Here is a 13,409-nt window from a genome sequence, read left to right on the forward strand (position 1 = left end):
TATTTTATACCCATTAAGAAAATATTTATATGTCATCCCTACAGATGAATTTCATCTAACATACTTTTTACAAATTTCGTCAACAAACATTATTTTACAACTAATTACAAATACCGTCAAAATAATCAATTTAAACTTAGGCAAATAACTGACATACAATTTCATAATAAGAGATCCTATACTATCGAAATACATCTATTACAAATTCCCTTTAACGTTTTCAACAATTTCGTTTATCGTATTTCGATCAAACTTATCACTAATTTCGTATGGCTCACGATCTCCTACGAATTGCACGCCTACGATATCATTGCGATCCTTACCGTATTGCACTTCAATAATAAATCCACGCTCTATTTGTTTCCAAATGAGGCCTGCTTCATCTTTATTATCTAAAATAATGCAGTCTTCAATATTTTCGTCAATCCCAATTAACTTATTATCATCCATATATCCAATCTCGTATTGTTGCCGTTCTTTCGCTTTGCCACTTACTAATATACCTTTGCTACCATATGAATAATCCATATAGTCCTTTTTCTCCGTTTGTACCGCTTTCGGCTTTTGTGCTTCAGTTTTTTCAGTAGTCCCACAACCTGTAATAAGACTGATTGGCATAACCACTATTAATACTAACCTAGTGAATTTCTTTATCATTTGTAACCAACCTCATATATTTAATGTAAAACTCCATTTATTACTCTATTAAAGAATAACATGATACTAAGTAAACAGAACGAAAGATAACATATTATTTACATACCCACACTTTAATGAAGGAACAGGCCATTTAAACCTAGTCCTCCATAACTTTAACTTTGCTTCACATACTTAATTGTATGAAATGACGTCTCATTAAATAATTGCAAGTTTTCCCCATCATAATCTTGAACTTTATATGCTATTTTCTTTTTTTGAATTGTATCTTCTACACCGTCTACTAAACGTTTATTGAGATGTAAATAGATTGTAAAAGCTTCCTTATCATATTCCCAAGTGCCTTCAATATAATTCTTTTTATTTGGATACTCACCTTTACCATACGTTTCAAATGTCTTATCACCTTTTAAAATAAGTGACATAATGAAACCGTCTGTTCCTTTGAATCCCCAATTACCAATTAATTCCGTACCATCCTTCACATTCTTCATAACGTTATCCGTATTAATTCCAGCTTTCTTATCTAACTCTTTCAAATCTTTCACAGATACTGTACCGTCACCGATTTTAATATCCCCTTCAAGGTCTTTGAATGCCTTAAGCCAGTAAATATCTCCTTCTTTCACTAACTTTTCGGATTTCTCCATTAACTCTTTATCAGTCTTATCGCCTTTTTCTCTTTTTTCTTTTCGGGTGAATACTTCATTGATTAAAGAAAAAGACTCTCTAAAATAACTAATTGCTTTTTCAAAATCCTTTTGTTGATTTACATACTCTGCAGGGGGATCTATCGACTCGAATTTATCTAACGTTTTATTTAATTCTTTCACACTATCTACTATATCTGATTTCTTTTTCTTACCGTCAAAAACCTCTCTTGTAATATTGTTATGCTCCGCAAACAACTTATCAAACTCTATCCCTAATTTATACACTTTATTAGGATAGTCTTCCTTTGAAACTTTTTCTTTCTTACTATTAGACTTCGATTCTTTTACTTTAGACTCTTCTGTTTTCTCCTGTTTAGAAGTGTTCGTTTTCTCAGAAACTCCACAACCAAATAACAACATGACCGGAACTGCTACCCCTAGTAGTTTCTTTGTATTCATGACTGATTTCTCCTTTTACTTGAATAGATTACTCTTGCTATACCCATCCTCTTTTTTTATCTTGTAATTAAAGTTACAATCGCAATAACTCCTAGAATCGGTCCCCAATATTCCATTTTTATAAAAAATAATGAGTGCTTTTTGTTAAACATAACTTTTTCACCAGTTTCGGTATCTATATAAACTTTCCCATCTGGCTTATTAATATATTTACCTAAATACCAAGACATAACCCCTGATATAATAAACATTACCGCCATTGGCCAACTATGATCTTGAAAATATGTAGCGTCCCCCGTTATAGATCCAAAGATAGCCTTACCCAAAAGAGTATTAATAATTACAATAATTGCGACTAAAAAACCCCAACCAGACCAAATAATCATTTATTTCTCCTCCTAAAGCGTACAACTTTGTACTTTATGTTAATTTGAACTGCAAACGAAAATGTTTAAAAAACCGAATATTCAGACGTTAATAATTATATTTAGCTTACATTCGATTCTAACTTTAATGTTCTAAATGCAAATGAACCAGATATAATTTGTAAAATTGTCGGAATAAGTAAAAAGAATAATGACATAAATAACATAACTATAGGAATCACAATCATTCAAACTCCATAAACTTTATTATTAACCTTGTTTACTAAACACGATAAAATGAACAACCCTATTTGAACCGTTAAAATAATAGAGTAATAAGCTAAAAGTTCGTAATCAACCCCTTCCATAATATTAAACGCTACAACTATTAATATTATGGAAATAATAATTCCCAAAATGCCACCAATTAAACCTAATACAAATTCAGGCGTTCTTTTCAATTCAATCCCCCTTTTATGAACCACTAACTGCTTGTATATTTTTTCCATTCACCATCATACCAAATATTCATTGGAAAAACTATACATACTTTTCATTCTTCCTTACCTTACAGTGACCTTCTTACCATTATAGATAGCTTGTAGCAGTCACAAAATCAAAACCTTCAAAATTACTAACCGGTTTCGATACTTTTAGAAAGTAGACATACCCCTTGAATACAATTAGTATTAACACATGAAATACGAAAGGCTTAAAAAGGCTTTCACATGAAGAAAGGAAGTTGCACAACTATGGATTTTAAAACAGTTATGCAAGAACTTGAATCTCTAGGTAAGGAACGAACGAAAAAAATATACATATCTAACGGTGCGCATGAGCCAGTATTCGGAGTAGCTACAGGTGCTATGAAACCAATCGCTAAAAAAATAAAATTAAATCAAGAATTAGCTGAAGAACTTTATGCCACAGGCAACTACGATGCTATGTACTTTGCAGGTATTATTGCCGATCCAAAAGCTATGAGTGAGTCTGATTTTGATCGCTGGATAGACGGGGCATATTTTTATATGCTATCCGATTATGTAGTGGCAGTAACTTTATCAGAGTCAAATATCGCACAAGATGTTGCTGATAAATGGATTGCAAGTGGGGACGAGCTTAAAATGTCTGCAGGCTGGAGTTGCTACTGTTGGCTTTTAGGAAATCGCAAAGACAATGAATTTTCCGAAAGTAAAATTTCCGATATGCTTGAAATGGTGAAAGATACAATTCATCATTCTCCAGAACGAACAAAATCCGCTATGAATAATTTCCTAAACACTGTGGCAATCTCATATGTACCACTACATGAAAAAGCAGTCGAGACTGCAAAAGAAGTTGGTATAGTTGAAGTCAAACGTGATAATAAAAAAAGCAATTTGTTAAATGCTTCTGAAAGTATTCAGAAAGAACTTGATAGAGGAAGACTTGGTTTCAAGCGTAAGTATGTAAGGTGTTAAAAGTATGAAGGTGTCAATGTAGGAGAGATTGACACCTTTTTTGTGGACATTACTAGACTAACGGAGCTGCAAGTTAAAGGGAACCAATCATTCATCTCCCGCTATACATCTCAAACTTCTTCTTTCAATTTATATACCCTATCTCTTTTCTCATCATCTTTGATAAAAATAAGTTTTCCTTCTGTAACAAAACCTTCTAATAGTAAACATACTTGTCCATATGCTTTAGGCTTATTCGTAGTAAATCTTTCATCGGGTATTTTACCAGATCGTATTAATCGTTCACATAGCTCAAGCGCACTTATTTCTTCAGAATCAATTAATTCTAAAATATCTTTTTGTAATGGTGATAAAGGGGCTGGTACCTTACATACCTCAGCTACCTCCACCTTTTCTTTTTCTTCTTCAAATAAATCTTCAAATGAAATTTGATTCATTACATCTGTTCCTTTCTAACGATTGATTTGTATAATATGAACTGAATCCTATAGCGTATTTATTATTATGTATTACTTACCTTTTTTCATAAATCTCAAACTCATGTACATCGTTTCATATAGTATGTTTTGATTATACCAAATATACGTTCTGTTTTCTATTGTAGAATTTTCATAACAGAAATGAAAGTAATAGTAAACATTTCTCTTCTCGTTAGTTATATAGAAAACTATGTAAAAAGTTTACATAATAAAATTATAGTGATCTGTTAAATTTCTATGCAAAAAAGAAGCACTTGTTGCCTCAAGTAGACAATCAAGTGCTTTAAGTTCATATGTTTTTAAGTAGCATTAATCTTGTAAGTTTTGTAGTAACAGTATGACACCTTTTATACGTCATGACAACTACTACGTTAAAACTTACGAGTTTGTACGAGTTCGTTAGTTTTATCTCCATTCCATGTCTTTATATTCGTCGCACATTAAAATGTCATCTCGCCTAAGCTCGTACCTTATTTTCTATTCTATCATTGCACACAGTACTCCATGACGGTACAACCATCATGAAGTGCGTACTTCAAAATGACCTTTTCTTTTTTGTACACTTCAACTATCCCTTAATTCTATCAGCCCATATATTCCGAATGAATAAAAAAACAATTTTATTGTCTCTATAAAAATAAACTTCGAAGTTTAAAGTACAACGTCCTGATAACCTACCTCAGTTACTTCACCTTTCACAAAACAAAGGCCTAATCCATTTTCCATATCCCATGTACAGTCAAACGTAAGTCCGATATCAAGAAAGTCGATAAGGTCATTATCTGGAACAAAAATTCCAACTAAGGTTATTTTTTCAAGAATTTGAGTAGCTGTTTCTATTAAAGGATAATTTTCGTTAAATTCAACATCGTAACCAAGTTCATATCTTTTTTGTTTATAATAATCTAATATAGGCTCCAAAATACTTTGTTGTAATTGTTGCCATCTTTCTATTAAAAAATTATATGCCATATATTGTTCTTCCTCAAACTGACCATCATCTTCTCCCCTGACTATTAATGCCACCTTAACTTCGTTCCCAAAAAACTCAATGTTTTTATATCCAATCCAATCATAATTATTAAACTCAAGTTCGCCAAAAACTGCATCATTTATTTTCATTATATATCTCTCCTTTATTGTTTACTAGCAAATCCATCTGGCATAAACGCTCCTGCATTGATTTCACCTACTCCACCAAGATGTCCAAATTTACTGTTTATCTCTGTCGGTACAAGTTGCACTGTCTTTACATCATTTAATTCATGCCAAGTTAACTTGTGTGCACGTCGATATTTCTCTATTTGCTTCCATGTAATTTCACCAGATTCCATCCCAAACTTACGTGCTAATTCAGGAGAATTATTCAATTGCTCAGCCAATTTTTCATCTGCTTGAGTGAAATTAAGACGTCTTGCTGCTGATCCATTTCCACCAGTGCCGCCTACCATATGATTGATTTCTACCTGTGCTTTTGATACTGGTGAAAAATCAGGAACTCCATTTTTATATTGAATACCCTTTATACCAGCCTCATCTAATATGCTTTTCAATTTAGGGTCTGGTGGCGGTTTAAGCGTACTTAAAGATTCTCCCCTAATTCCTTCAAATTCAATCTTTGGATTAATCTGTGCAGGTGTTTGATTAATCCTTGATTCATACGAACTAGCAAAATCAGTTTGTCTAAAAGCAGGTGGAACTTCAACCTCTCTATTACCCGTACCCTTAGCCACACTACCTTCCTTACTAACTCCTGAACCACCACTACCCTTAGCAAGTTGATAAGCGTCATCCTTAGCTGCCGTACTTGCCTTTGAAAACTTTCCGGCTACTTCACCAACAGTTGAAGATTCTATATAAGGAAGCTTCATTCCTATTCCAGTATCCACCGTCCTAACTGCTACTGGAATAGGAGTATTTTTCATAGCATCTAGTGCATTCTTTAAAGTCTTATTTTCCCTAGGCGATTGTACCACATTATTTCTACACTAAAACAAAAAAAGCACTTGTTGCCTGTAATCGACAATCAAGTACTTTAAGTTAATATATTTTTAAGTATCGCTAATTTTGTAAGTTTTGTAGTACAGTTTGACACCTTTTATATATCGTGGCAACTACTACGTTAAAACTTACGAGTTTGTACGAGTTCGTTAGTTTTATGTCCATCTCATGTTTTTATATTCACCACCATGTAAAATGTCATATCGCCTAAGCTCGTACTTCGTTTTCTATTCTATCATTGCACACAATACTCCATGATGGTACAACCATCATGAAGTATTTACTTTTTAACAGCTTATTCTTATTCTTTCCACTTCAAAAATAAATTCTTTTTCGTTTACTTGTCTTATGTGAATTCTTTAATTTCTAACCCTAATTGTCTATACCTTTCAATACTAATTAACCCTCAAATTATAGATTTCCTGCTAACATTAAAAGGATCTACGTTATTTTCCTCTAACAAATCTTCAAATTTTTCTGTTCCGTATTTTACAAAACATTCATATTCCGACTGGGAAATAAAGAATGCTAACAAAATTTTACCATCTTGATCTTCACTTCCAGTACGTACATCACCATATTCTTCTGGAAAAGCGAATGGTTCAGTAAAGTAAACTGCACTTTTATTATATTTTTGAACAAATGATTTATCAATACTTTCAATACCACTAATTGCTGTTCCTCGTCCTATTTCTATTCCATTACCTATACAATAAAATAAAGCACTTGCAAGGATATACCCTGTACTATTAAATGCCCCATCAACTACCATTGAAATTTCAACATTATCCCCTACTATTTCTTCATATTTACTGAGTCCAAGTGTATTAAAAACTAAACATTCTTCAAATACATTTTCATATTTTAAAATTTGCATACTCGGAAGCTCTTCATTATTTTTAAAAACCTCTCGGTCTATTGGATCACCTAAATATTTACTATAATGGTCATAATAAAGCTCTCCGTAATTTATCATTCTTTTATCTCCCCTTTATATGTTCCTTCTATTCCTTCAAATTTATGACTTATATTACATTCATGACATTGAACCCTTAGTCGAGCATTATATTCATCCAATACTTCTTTTCGTGTTGGTTTTACTTCACCTGTTTTCATACTTACAACTCTTTCTGCCCAAGTATCTGGATAATGATCTAAGTCATATCCAATTCTTTTTACTGGTCCATTTTTAGTATTAATGGTAATACTATCTGGAATATCTTTTCCGCACGTAGGACAAATCATTTTTCCTGTTGCATTTTTTGGTGCTTCACTTTCTGCTTTAACACGAGTACCTTTTCTAAAACTACTTCTCTTATACAAACTATCAGTTTTTTTAACTTTTGTACTACCTTCACCCGTACCCTTACTAGCAAGAGAAGCCTCTACACCCTTAATCTTATCATCTATAATCTTATTACTTTCTGTATGATGCTTATTCACCCAGCTTTGGAAATCTGTACCACCTTGCTTAGATATTAGTAAGCCATTTCCATCAACTTCAAAACTTGCCGATTTGGCTGTCCTATCATCTATGCTTTTGGCTATTTTTTCGCCAAATTGATACATCTTTTCATTTCCGGATTTCTCCATTTTAAGGCTCGCTAGTTTCAAACGGTCAAGCATAATAGCTTTATTATCACGCAATGATTGTACCACATTTTTACCCAAATTTGGATTAAAACCAGGCATTCCTTCTTTGAATTTTAATAATTTGGCTAAATCTGCTAATTCACTCGTGCCTTTGAATGCTTTTACTCCTTTTCCTACTGCTCCAACAACTGGGATTGCGTCTAATCCACCAAAAATGATGTTTCCTACCCGCTCTTCTTGGCTCAATTTCCTATGTGTTCCCCAGTCTTCTCCGTCGATACCGCTTTTTATTTGTACAGCGCCGTATACAACTGCGGCAGCGGCCCCGAGTGGTGGACAAAGGATTGTTGTGATGATGATTCCTACGCCTATTCCTATGTCTCGCACCATTTCTAGTTTTTTCTGTTCATCTTCTATCGATTTGTATTCAAATCCTCGTGTGGATGGGACTACTTTCTTATATTCTTCATAATTTAGTTTTGCATCTGGATTTTGTTTTTTTAGTTCTTTGTATTCCCCTCTCAGTACGTTATCAAATGCAGGTGAATCTCTAAAAATATCTTCTACTGTTATTTTATCTTTCTTCTTCTGTATTGTTTGTGGTACACTTCCGTAGCCTGCATGCGCACCTGGTAATACTGTCGTTGTTGTAGAGCCAATTCGGTTATTTGTTTCAAAACTGAGAATAGATGTATCTCTCATTTTTTGAGCGAATTTATCCATTTCTACTAAAAAAGGTTTATCTATATGTTCAGAGACTAATCGCCCTGCTTCTCCGCAATATTTTTGTAATGTCGAATAGCTATCAAGTAATTCCCCGATTTTTTGCGATTGATCTTTTGGGTTAAAGTGTATACTGCCATCTGAGTCTAAATCTCGTATTCTCCCATCAATTTTTTTTAATAGTTCATTTGCGTCCCCTAATTTTATGAGTGCATCTTTTGTAATTCGATTCATACCATCCCCCATGTTTTGCCATGGTTCAGGTCTATATTTCACATCCATCTCGTTTTCATCCCCCCAGCCGTATGGTAATTTCTACAACTTACTTAATATTTCACGTAATTGTTCGTCCTTTTCAAGCATTTCTACACATACATTTCCTACAACTGTCGCTGACCTAGAATAGTGTTCAGCCAATTCTAGTGTTTTGTGTAATATATCAGGATATTTTTCAATTACTCTCATCGCTTCACCTTTTTGATAAAAATCACAGCTTAATAAACTCTCAATATTCGTTCCAATGACGTCTACATGGATTTTATATATATTTTCTAACTTCATTACTATATCAAGTAGTTCTTGAAAATTAACTAATACTTCTTCTCCACCACCAGAACCACTATCTCCCATTGATACTTGCATTATTGAATACCTCCTAACGAGAATTGTCTCGGGTCAATTAACTTTTTATATGGCATTTTTAACACGTCATACAATTTCTTATTAATCGCATAGAGGCTCACCCAGTCATATCGATTACGATCTACATCGATTTGAACGAAATCTTCTCCTTCAGTAAAATATAAGAAACATTCCCATTTTCCTCCTCTATTACTTCGAGGCCTCGTATACGTTTCTATCGCTATAACGTCTTTATTTGATAAATCTTTTTCCTCAAATGTTTGTTGTTCTGCCTCTGTCATTCTCTTTGAGAAAAATGTATCTTCTATTTCCCTCGGTTCTCTCAATAAGAAGGGAATGCGTGTTAATAATGAAAAATATACGTCCGGTTTTGGTATGTAGTCGATCTCGTATTTTTTATTTGGTTCTATTTCTGTTAATACAGCCACTCGGTCTTTATCCTCTTTTAAAAAGCCAATTAATACATTATTCATTCTCGTGTATTCATGACAATTTTCATATTCCTTTAATAGTTCAATTATTTGAAAAGCTGCAGGGGTAATTCCATTTTCACTTGTAAGTAGGCCTTTTTCTTTTAAACTCGTAGTTGCTTTCGTGACACATTCTGCATCAAGTAAAATAATTGCGTCACGGTTTGGCAATCCAAATATATCGGTAACCCCAGCTGCACCTGCGAGAACATATAATTCAGCAGGTGCAAAACTCATTTCTTTCCCCATTCTTTTATCCCTCGTTTCTCCATCACAATTGTTTTATCGCCCTTACTTCCGATTTATCTCCGTACGTTTGAATGCTTTTATCTAACTCTTTCAAAGCTTTCGTATGTCCTTCAAATGCCTCTACCATTTCTGAATTATATTGAATGATCAAATCAAGATAACTTAAAAATGCATCTCTCGTTTTTCCATTCCATTTCGCACCTGTGACATATGCTTTTAAGTCTTTCGCTTGGTTTAAAGAATCCTTCATACCATTTTCAATGTTTTGTGCGTAAGAAATGGCACTTGCAGTGTTACTTCCTATAATTTCAACCTCTTTACCACTCATGTTCGTTCCCTCCATTCTTTGTATACTTAATGGATAAGTTTTTCAATTTCCTTTTTCTTTTCTTCAAAAGCCTTGGTCGCTGCGGCGTATGCTGACGCTTTCTCCGATTCTGCTTTCGCTTTATATTCCAAATACTTTGCATAAGCTGTACTTTTTGCAGATCCAATATCGCTTAATGCACTTTTAAAATAGGATAATACTGTATTTAAGTCTTCATCCTTTTCATGACGTTTTTGTTCAAATTCAACTGCCGGAATTTTATTAGCTTCTAAGCCATTACTTTTACTCTCATACTCTCTCTTCGCTGATTCAGCCTCTTGAATGAATTGCTTTAACTCTCTTTCTTTATCTTTTAAATAATCATGTAAATCATCATACCGATCTCGTTTCCTCGCACTTTCTGTAAAACCAGACGCATTTAAAAAAGCATTATACAATTCATCTAACATCTTTCTCCCCCTTTAGCACAATAACTATGTAGTTAAATCCGTATATTTAAACATGAATATTCATTACATTAAGAATTAACAAATAATTTTTTTACATATTGCTATTTTATCAAAGGGATTTTAACATTTCCATATTTTATGAATGGCTTTCGCATTTTTCTTCAATAAAGTGAAACTTTAATCAATATGACTATGTATTTATTATTTCCTTTTATCCAATTCATTCATATTAAATCCTTGCTTGAGAGTAAGACCAGTTCTTTCTTATTTTCATCAACAACTATTTCTGGATAATCCCAATGAAGCGTACGAGTAGACTCCCTGATTCGTTTTACTATTCCTTTGGCTGTTTTATTTCTATATTCATTCCAATATTTTGGCTCAGTCGCTCTTAAAAGAACGATAGAAAAAGGATCTGATATGAATATCAGATCCTTAACTTTAATTTCTTAATACATACATCTTTTTACACGATAACTGGTTCGTACGTGCTCAAATTATCATACTCAGTTTTTACAATACTAGGCGGAAGGTTAACAAATCCTCAGATTCACCTTTTCTTGTAGCAGTGCATAATGTTTAATAAAATTAAAGCATATTTTTACTTACCAGACTTAATTTTTTCGTTATATTCTTCTAAAGTTAACCCTTTTTCTTTTAGATAAACAGCAACTTCTTTCCCTACATAACGATAGTGCCATGGCTCATACTTAATGCCAGTAATATTCTCTTTATCTTTTGGATAGCGGAGAGTAAATCCATATTCTGCAGCGTTCTTATCTAACCATTTGAATGCATCGGTAGTTTCAAATTTTGCATTTAAATCTTCTACAGTATTCTGCCATTCAATTGAAATAATGTCTAACGCTAATCCAGTATGATGTTCACTTGCACCAGGATACTGAAGATATTCCAACGCCTTAGCACTAGCCTCTTTATCCGACAAACCTTGAGATTTATAGCTTTTAACTGACGCATCATAATAAGTTTGTTGTAATTTTATAGCTCGATAACCTGATCTTAAATAAAGATTGATTCCCTCTTTTTTTGCAGCTGCTACCATATCCTGATAGGAAGTTGCAATTCTACTATCTATTTTCATATTTGGCTTCGCATTTTGGGTGATACTTGTTAATTCAATTCCTAGTTCCTTTGATAACATATGCTCTCTATTTACAAGGATAATTCTCCAATCATTAACATCAGAAATAGGTAAAACATCTTTTTTCTTCGCATGTATTTCATTTTTATTTTTATCGTTATTATTAGTAGTTTCCTGAGATGTTTGCTTTCCACTACAAGCAGCAAGACTCCATCCCATTGCCAATACCAATGCTAAAATTATAAATTTTTTAATTGTATCTCATTCCCTTTTTGTTTATTAGTCTTTATACCAATTTCCCAACACGTCTCTAGGAATTTCCTTGAAATCCTTCAAAGAAACGGGGCCGACAAACTTTTTAATTCCATGTTTTTTAGAATTTTCATCCGAGTAATCTTTTAAGAATTGAATTTTAAATTGTTTCTTACCATCAGCATAGTCGGTTACTGTCGGTACGATTGCCGCTTGTCGTATACCAAAAGTTTTATCTTCATACTTAACAAATTGTACATAAGATAATCCTCCAACCAATGTTTCTAATTTTTCTTGCGCAGAAATAAGATTTCCAAGAGAATAATAGATTAGCGTTTCATGTCCATCTTTATTTTGTTTCCACTCAATTGGTTGAATTACATGCGGATGATTTCCAATTACTACATCTACACCTAAATCTGTTAAATATTGAGCAACTTCTTTTTGTTGCTTTGAAGGTGTTGAGGTATATTCTACTCCCCAATGCACCATAACAATCACCATATCAGAGCTACTCTTTGCCTTTTCCACATCATTTTGTATCGCTTTTTTATCAATTAAATTTAAAGCCCAAGACTTATCAGCTGGAATTTTAATTCCATTCGTACCATATGTATAATTTAGTAATGCAAAACGAATACCATTTTTTGTAATCGTTTTTATTTCATTACGCTCGTTTTTACTCTCATTAATACCTACCGGGATAACATCTAGATATTCCTTCCAGTATTCTCTTGTATTCGCAACACCTTTAATACCCATATCCATAGCGTGATTTGTCGCTTGCGTCACTATATTGAATCCAGTGTCCACTAAAGATTGGCCTACTTCTTCAGGTGTATTGAAAGTCGGATATCCTTGTACTTTTAAATTATTTCCGGCAATCGGAGTCTCCTGGTTCACTATAGCAAGATCACTTGATTTAACAGCTTTTTTGATATTTTCATAAATATAATTATAATCATATGAACCGTCTTTTTGTTTGCCATCTTTAATTACTGCGTCATGATATAAATTATCACCCGTAGCTATTAAATTCACAACCGATTGTACTTTTTTATCTTCCGTAAAATTAGGAGACTGTTGGATAGGACTTTTCTCTACCCAATTTGGTGCTTTTAACGATGTATCTATATTGGATTCAGCCGGTGGTAATGAAGCTTTAGATGTCTTAACATCAGTATTACCACAAGCGGTTAAAAGCACTAAAAAAATAAGACATACTAAAAAAAACTTTTTACTTCTCTGTAAAGTATCTAACATGTGATCCTCTTTTCTGTTTTATTCCTTATAACCTGTTCTAACAAATCATTCTTTAAAAAAACGTATTTTGGTTTTACCCTTAATTATGGAAGGACACTCTGTTACACCTGCTTCGGAATATACTAATAATTGTTTTCCGCTTTCTAGCAATCTATCGATTCCATCAGAAGTAATAGATTACTAGAAAAACATAATCCATCAGGATGTCGACTAGTTTGATATACCTATTCCAATTGCAATAACTCGTTTAATATTTAAACAAGA

15 protein-coding genes and 2 pseudogenes are annotated in these 13,409 nt (G+C 33.1%); 1 reads left to right on the forward strand and 16 read right to left on the reverse strand.

What is annotated here, in order from left to right:
* Positions 1–198: 198 nt before the first annotated feature.
* From BAQ53_RS15315 to BAQ53_RS15330, 4 genes and pseudogenes are all read right to left on the reverse strand, one after another.
* Entirely contained in the window at positions 199–657 is a 459-nt protein-coding gene (locus tag BAQ53_RS15315; protein WP_208905736.1) for a hypothetical protein, read from the reverse strand.
* A 155-nt stretch (positions 658–812) separates the two neighbouring features.
* Complete coding sequence (locus BAQ53_RS15320) at positions 813–1,769, reverse strand: DUF3994 domain-containing protein (RefSeq protein ID WP_001093044.1); 957 nt, start codon at positions 1,767–1,769, stop codon at positions 813–815.
* Between the two features lie 56 nt (positions 1,770–1,825).
* Positions 1,826–2,155, reverse strand: a complete 330-nt coding sequence (locus tag BAQ53_RS15325; protein WP_000587855.1) for a hypothetical protein — start codon at positions 2,153–2,155, stop codon at positions 1,826–1,828.
* A 101-nt stretch (positions 2,156–2,256) separates the two neighbouring features.
* A pseudogene (locus tag BAQ53_RS15330) lies at positions 2,257–2,595 on the reverse strand (DUF4064 domain-containing protein).
* Between the two features lie 291 nt (positions 2,596–2,886).
* On the opposite strand from BAQ53_RS15330, the gene BAQ53_RS15335 reads away from it, so the two are divergent.
* Complete coding sequence (locus BAQ53_RS15335; RefSeq protein WP_208905738.1) at positions 2,887–3,594, forward strand: DNA alkylation repair protein; 708 nt, start codon at positions 2,887–2,889, stop codon at positions 3,592–3,594.
* A gap of 110 nt (positions 3,595–3,704) precedes the next feature.
* Here the strand turns inward: BAQ53_RS15335 and BAQ53_RS15340 are convergent, their stop codons facing one another.
* The 12 genes and pseudogenes from BAQ53_RS15340 to BAQ53_RS15390 all read right to left on the reverse strand — a co-directional run bounded on the left by BAQ53_RS15340 (position 3,705) and on the right by BAQ53_RS15390 (position 13,145).
* Entirely contained in the window at positions 3,705–4,031 is a 327-nt protein-coding gene (locus BAQ53_RS15340) for a DUF3895 domain-containing protein (protein ID WP_001071909.1), read from the reverse strand.
* A gap of 243 nt (positions 4,032–4,274) precedes the next feature.
* Positions 4,275–4,482, reverse strand: a pseudogene (locus BAQ53_RS26640) (hypothetical protein).
* A 242-nt stretch (positions 4,483–4,724) separates the two neighbouring features.
* Positions 4,725–5,195 carry a DUF6985 domain-containing protein gene (locus BAQ53_RS15345; protein WP_071759431.1) on the reverse strand — a complete coding sequence of 157 codons (471 nt, stop codon included), beginning with the start codon at positions 5,193–5,195 and terminating at the stop codon, positions 4,725–4,727.
* 14 nt (positions 5,196–5,209) lie between these two features.
* The gene (locus BAQ53_RS15350) at positions 5,210–6,049 is read right to left on the reverse strand and encodes an HNH endonuclease (protein ID WP_074594132.1); all 840 of its coding nucleotides are present in this window, start codon (positions 6,047–6,049) and stop codon (positions 5,210–5,212) included.
* A 431-nt stretch (positions 6,050–6,480) separates the two neighbouring features.
* A complete protein-coding gene (locus BAQ53_RS15355) occupies positions 6,481–7,050 on the reverse strand; it encodes a suppressor of fused domain protein (RefSeq protein WP_000611567.1) in 570 nt (189 codons plus the stop codon).
* Positions 7,047–8,672 (reverse strand): GH-E family nuclease, encoded by a 1,626-nt coding sequence (locus tag BAQ53_RS15360; RefSeq protein WP_208905740.1) that lies wholly within the window; start codon positions 8,670–8,672, stop codon positions 7,047–7,049. Before BAQ53_RS15360 ends, BAQ53_RS15355 begins: the two co-directional genes overlap by 4 nt.
* 33 nt (positions 8,673–8,705) lie before the next feature.
* Positions 8,706–9,032 (reverse strand): hypothetical protein, encoded by a 327-nt coding sequence (locus BAQ53_RS15365; RefSeq protein WP_001198201.1) that lies wholly within the window; start codon positions 9,030–9,032, stop codon positions 8,706–8,708.
* A complete protein-coding gene (locus tag BAQ53_RS15370; protein WP_000514120.1) occupies positions 9,032–9,751 on the reverse strand; it encodes a DUF5081 family protein in 720 nt (239 codons plus the stop codon). The genes BAQ53_RS15365 and BAQ53_RS15370 overlap by 1 nt, the downstream gene beginning before the upstream one ends.
* 22 nt (positions 9,752–9,773) lie before the next feature.
* Entirely contained in the window at positions 9,774–10,079 is a 306-nt protein-coding gene (locus BAQ53_RS15375) for a WXG100 family type VII secretion target (RefSeq protein WP_000014535.1), read from the reverse strand.
* Positions 10,080–10,105: 26 nt separating this feature from the next.
* Positions 10,106–10,528 (reverse strand): hypothetical protein, encoded by a 423-nt coding sequence (locus BAQ53_RS15380; protein WP_000883464.1) that lies wholly within the window; start codon positions 10,526–10,528, stop codon positions 10,106–10,108.
* A 601-nt stretch (positions 10,529–11,129) separates the two neighbouring features.
* Complete coding sequence (locus BAQ53_RS15385) at positions 11,130–11,861, reverse strand: M15 family metallopeptidase (protein ID WP_279615925.1); 732 nt, start codon at positions 11,859–11,861, stop codon at positions 11,130–11,132.
* A gap of 48 nt (positions 11,862–11,909) precedes the next feature.
* Positions 11,910–13,145, reverse strand: a complete 1,236-nt coding sequence (locus BAQ53_RS15390; protein ID WP_208905744.1) for a CapA family protein — start codon at positions 13,143–13,145, stop codon at positions 11,910–11,912.
* Between the last annotated feature and the right edge of the window lie 264 nt (positions 13,146–13,409).

Source organism: Bacillus sp. B25(2016b), from assembly GCF_001679765.1.
Classification (GTDB): Bacteria; Bacillota; Bacilli; order Bacillales; family Bacillaceae_G; genus Bacillus_A; species Bacillus_A thuringiensis_K.